This window comes from Promicromonospora kroppenstedtii DSM 19349 (assembly GCF_000515355.1).
GTDB classification, from domain to species: Bacteria; Actinomycetota; Actinomycetes; order Actinomycetales; family Cellulomonadaceae; genus Promicromonospora; species Promicromonospora kroppenstedtii.
Genome location: NZ_KI911665.1, coordinates 921 through 6,351 on the forward strand (window position 1 = coordinate 921; position 5,431 = coordinate 6,351).

Consider the following 5,431-nt stretch of genomic DNA (forward strand, 5'->3'; position numbering starts at 1 on the left):
CCGGCGGGGCCTGCCGCCTCGGCCGCTGCGGTGAGCAGGCCGTGCAGCGGGACCAGGGCGGCCCCGGTCTCCGCGGCGAGGCGCGTGACGACGTCGCGCTTGCCCGCGAGGTCGTCGAGCCAGTCGTGCTGCTCGGCGCGAACCGGCAGCAGGAACGGCTCGATCAGCACCAGGCGCGGGGTGCCGGGCACACGGTCCAGGAGCCGGCGGTAGGCGGCCTCGAAATCCGCGGCGGTCGTGGGGTCGTCGCGGTCGAAGCGGCGCCACGTGTCGTTGACGCCCACGTACAGGGTGAGCACGTCGGGCGCCGAGGGGGCGACGTCCCGGTCCCAGCGGGCCTCCAGGTCGACGGCGCGGTCGCCCCCGATGCCGAGGTTGCGCACCTCCGCTCCGGGCAGGTCCCCCGCGACGAGGCTGACGTAGCCGTCGCCGAGCGACGCGGCGTCCGCCCGGTCGCGGCCGGCGTCGGTGATCGAGTCGCCGACGAAGACGAGCCGCCCGACGCCGTTGCCGCTCGTCATGTCGCTGGTGATACCGCTGGTCATGAGCACTCCTTCGTGTGATGAACAGGTCCGACCGTACCGGGAGCACCGGCACCTCATTGTCAGCGATTATCGATTAATGTAGCATCGCTCCCGCTGCCAGCCGTAGGTCGACGTCGACCCGCAGTCCGTGACCATCACCGAAGAGGTCGGAGCACTCGCAATGAAGCGACAACTGTCAGCCCTGCTCGCCGCCGCCGTCGCCACGTGCGTCGTCGGCGCGGCAGCCACCAGCGCGGCCGCCGCGACGGTCCCGCAGACCGGGGCGCAGCACGCGCCCGCCATCACCACCGACGACAGACCCGACAGACCCTCCCCCGGCAAGCAGGACGGCAAGGACAAGGGCCACGGGAAGCCGGGCAAGCCCAAGCCCGGGAAGCCCGGCAAGGGGCCGCACGCCCCGGGGGCCCAGGGCACCATCTACCTCTCGCCGGACGGCGACGACGGCGCCGCCGGCACCGAGGCCGCCCCGCTCGCCACGCTGGAGGCCGCCCGCGACGCCATCCGCGCCCTTCGCGCCGCGGACGACCTCCCCGACGACGGCGTCACCGTCTACCTGCGCGAGGGCACCTACGAGCGGTCGGCGTCGTTCACGCTCGGTGCCGAGGACTCGGGGACCGCCGACGCGCCCATCACCTACCGCTCCTACCCGGGCGAGACCGCCACCGTCTCCGGCGGCAAGGAGCTGCCGTACGACGGCTTCTCCCCCGTGACCGACCAGGCCGTGCTCGACCGCGTGATCGAGACGTCGGCGCGCGACGACATCCTGCAGATCGACCTGGGCGAGCTCGGCATCGACGACTACGGCCAGCTCAGCCGGCACGGGTACTGGAAGGCCAACGACGTCAGCACCACCCCGCCGATGGAGCTGTACGTCGACGGCCAGGACATGACGCTCGCCCGCTGGCCCAACGCCGGCGCGGTGGCGGACACCGTGCAGATGAACAAGATCATCGACCCGGGTCCCACCAAGGACGACGCCGACCTGCAGGACCGGGGCGGCACGTTCAGCTACTCCTACGACCGGCCGCAGCACTGGGGCCAGGCCGACGACATCTGGCTGGACGGCATCTTCGGCCAGAGCTGGGAGTGGTCGTACAACAAGATCGAGTCGATCGACACCGACGCGCGCACCATCACGCTGCGCTACGGCGAGATGTCGGGCCTGATGAAGACCTGGTACCCCGACTTCCACTTCGCGCAGAACCTGCTGGAGGAGCTCGACGCCCCCGGCGAGTACTACATCGACCGCGCCACCGGCATGCTGTACCTGGTGCCGAACGCGTCATTCCTGGCGGAGCGGGGCGCGCCGGTGGTGACCACGCTCGACGAGCCGATGATCCGCACGGACGGCACCTCGTACGTGACGTTCGACGACCTGGTGCTCGACTACGGCCGGGCCAACGCGGCCGTCATCCTCGGCGGCAGCCACGTGACCGTCTCGAACAGCGACATCCAGAACTTCACCGACGGCGGGGTGCTCATCAACTCCCCCGGCCGGTACACGTACGACGGCATCCCGGTGAACCGCGGCGGCACGGACCACGCCGTCGTCTCCAACGACATCCGCCACGTGGGCGGCGTCGGCGTGGTGCTGCAGGGTGGGAACAAGACCACGCTGGCGCCCGGCAACAACCGGGTCGAGGACTCCCACATCCACGACTTCGCCTACTACCACAAGGCCTACAACCCGGGCGTGATGTTCGACGGCGTGGGCAACGTGGCGCGCGGGAACGAGATCAACGACGCCCCGCACCCGGGCATCATCGTGCACGGCAACGACCACCTGTTCGAGCAGAACGAGGTCTACGACGTCTGCAAGACGTTCCAGGACCTCGGCGCGATCTACATGAACTCGGGCGAGACGCCGCAGCAGCGTGGCCACGTGTTCCGGCAGAACTACTTCCACGACGTGGGCCTGACGAAGCACGGCGTGGAGGGCATCTACGCGGACAACTTCACGTGGGACCTGAACATCGAGCAGAACGTGTTCGTGAACATGGGCAACGACGCGATCAAGTCCGGCTCGGCCGACTACATCGACGCCGTGAACAACGTGTTCGTCGACACCACGGTGCCGTACGACAACTACACGCAGTGGATGGGCGACGGCGAGGGCAACACCGTCGACCGCGTGTACATGCCCAAGTGGGAGAAGGTGTTCGCCGACAACGACGACTTCGTCGGCACGCCGTACCTGACGAAGTACCCCGAGCTGGGGCACTTCTTCGAGGACAACCACTACTTCCCGAACAAGAGCTCGTTCGGCCGGAACGTGATCTGGAACCCGAACCGGTCCCGGAACCCCGACGTCAACGCCGAGGGCGCCCTCGACACCAAGAACCTGCTCAACTACGGGGATAACTGGGTCACGGACACCGACCCCGGGTTCGTGGACGCGGAGGGCGGCGACTACGCCTTCCGGGACGACGCCGCCGTGTTCGACCAGATCCCCGGTTTCGAGGCCATCCCGTTCGACGAGATCGGCACCGACGGGCACGTGGGGCACTCCCAGACCCCGGACGAGGTGGCGCTGGAGTCCCTGGCCCTGCCGGGCGACCAGCTCACGATCACGCTGGGCGACGAGCTCTCGGTGGCGGCGCAGGCCGTGCCGTGGAACGCCACGAACCAGGCCGTCGCCTACGCCTCCAGCGACCCGGAGGTCGCGACGGTCAGCGCGTCCGGCGTGCTCACCGCCATCGGGCCGGGCGAGCTGGTCGTGACCGTCGAGTCGAAGGCCGACCCGGCCATCCGTGACGAGATGACGGTCACCGTGGCCGCCGGCGACGGCGTGCTGCACCGGACCGACTTCGAGTCGGGGGCGAACGGCTGGCCCACCGACGCCAACCGCGCGATCGTCGACGACGGCACGGGTGACCACGTGCTCCGCGTCAAGAACGGTGCCAACACGCAGCTCGACCGGCAGTTCTCGCAGTACGCGCTGGACTTCACCGTCACGACGCCGGCCGAGGTGCCGGAGGGCGGGCAGCTGCTCGTCTACGACCGCACGGGCGCGACGCCGGGCGGGTACGTCCGCTACCGGCACGCGGCGGCCGGATCCACGTGGACGATCTTCGACTCCGCGTGGGGCACGGTGAAGCAGGTGACGCTGCCCGCGGGCGAGGGCCTGGCGCCGGGCACGCAGTACGACGTGCGTGTGGTCGTCACGGCGGACGGCGTGCGGGTGCTGCTCGACGGCGAGGAGGTCGTGTCGGGGGCCAACCCGGCCCCGGCCGCGGCCGGCAAGGTGGGCTTCTACGTGCAGGGCTTCACGGCGCTGGACTTCGACGACGTCACGTTCTCGCTGGTCGGGGTGGACCCCACGAGCGTCACGCTCGCGCCGTCGGCCACCACGATCGAGCCGGGCGAGACCTGGGAGCTCGACGCCACGTTCACGCCGGCGGACGCGACGCGCACGGGCCTGGAGTGGTCCTCCAGCGACGCCGCGGTCGCCACCGTGGACGCCGACGGGACCGTTCGCGGCGTCTCGGCCGGGACGGCGACGATCACGGCGACCTCGACGGCCGTGCCCGGCCTGTCGGCGTCGTCCACGGTGACCGTGCAGGCGGCCGACCACCCCGTGACCGACCTGGGCGCCGAGATCCTCGACGCGACGGCGTGGGCGCCGTCCGGCGGCGTGACCATCGCTGACGGCGCGGCGCATCTGGCACCACGCAGCGCCTCCGGGTTCGCCCCGGCGACGTTCGGTGACGAGCTGCTGCGGTTCGACACGTCGTTCGGCGACTTCAACGGCGGCTGGTTCGGGTTCTCCGTCCGCTCGAGGACCGCGGGCCTGCCCGTGTGGACCAACAGCAACTCGGGCTACCTCGTGGTGATCAAGGAGGACGTCATCGAGATGCAGCGGTGGAAGCCGGACGTCTTCATGATCGATGTCTTCCCCAACACGGTGATCGAGCCGGGCTCGACGCACGAGGTCACGTTCGGCACCGTGGCCGTCGAGGGCGGCGTCCGCGTGGTGCTGCGCGTGGACGGCGAGCCGGTGTGGAGCTACCTCGACGACACGCCGGACAACCCGCTGGCGGCGCCGGGCTACTTCACGGTCTACCGCCAGGGTCCTGCGGGCGAGATGAGCATCTCCCCGATCAACTGACCACCTCGTTTGTTGAGTGCGGGCTATTTGTTGAACCAACGCGTGATATGCAACAAATAGCCCGCACTCAACGGGTGGGGGTCAGGAGAGGGCGGTGAAGGTGTGGGTCTGCCGGCCCAGGTTCTCGATCTCCAGGGTGACCTCGTCGCCGTCGGTCAGGTACGGGAAGCGGCCCGACAGGGCGACGCCCTCGGGCGTGCCCGTGCAGATCAGGTCGCCCGGCTCCAGCGCCATGTACTGCGACAGGTGGTGCACGATCGCGTCGACGCCGAAGATCATGTCCGCCGTCGACGAGTCCTGCCGCGGCTGACCGTTGACGAAGGACCGCAGCCGCAAGGCGCCCGGGTCCACCTCGTCGGCCGGTACGAGCGCCGGGCCGGTGGGCAGGAACCCCGGCCCGCACTTGCCCTTGGACCACTGGCCCAGGGAGTCGTCGAGCTGCCACGCCCGCTCGCTCACGTCGTCCACCACGGTGTACCCCGCGACGTGCGCGCGCGCCGCCTCGACGGACGGCAGGTAGCTCGCGCGCCGGCCGATCACGACCGCCAGCTCCACCTCCCAGTCGACCTTCTCGGCGCCGGGCGGCAGGGGCACGGCGTCGTCCGGGCCGGCGACGGTGTTGGGGTGCTTGAAGAAGATGATCGGCAGCCGCGGCGGCTCCGCGCCGGACTCCCGCGCGTGCGCGGCGTAGTTCTGCCCGATGCAGACGACGGCGGCGGGTCGCGCGATCGGCGCCCCGCGGCGCAGCGTGTCCGCTCCGTCGAGCACGGGCAGCTCC

At 70.4% G+C, this 5,431-nt stretch carries 3 protein-coding genes; 1 reads left to right on the forward strand and 2 read right to left on the reverse strand.

What is annotated here, in order from left to right; all coding sequences use genetic code 11:
* Window positions 1–545: GDSL-type esterase/lipase family protein (locus PROKR_RS12335; RefSeq protein WP_245605804.1), on the reverse strand; the 545-nt coding region annotated here is incomplete at its 3' end.
* 160 nt (window positions 546–705) lie between these two features.
* Here PROKR_RS12335 and PROKR_RS12340 point away from each other — a divergent pair.
* Window positions 706–4,653, forward strand: coding sequence for an Ig-like domain-containing protein (locus PROKR_RS12340; protein WP_036963627.1), 3,948 nt, complete (start codon window positions 706–708; stop codon window positions 4,651–4,653).
* An 81-nt stretch (window positions 4,654–4,734) separates the two neighbouring features.
* On the opposite strand, the gene PROKR_RS12345 is transcribed toward PROKR_RS12340, so the two are convergent.
* Window positions 4,735–5,431: fumarylacetoacetate hydrolase family protein (locus tag PROKR_RS12345; RefSeq protein WP_084800410.1), on the reverse strand; the 697-nt coding region annotated here is incomplete at its 5' end.

Bases quoted from the DNA above. Each gene is read 5' to 3' on its own strand.
- PROKR_RS12340 (WP_036963627.1), top strand. From the start codon at position 706: ATGAAGCGACAACTGTCAGCCCTGCTCGCCGCCGCCGTCGCCACGTGC.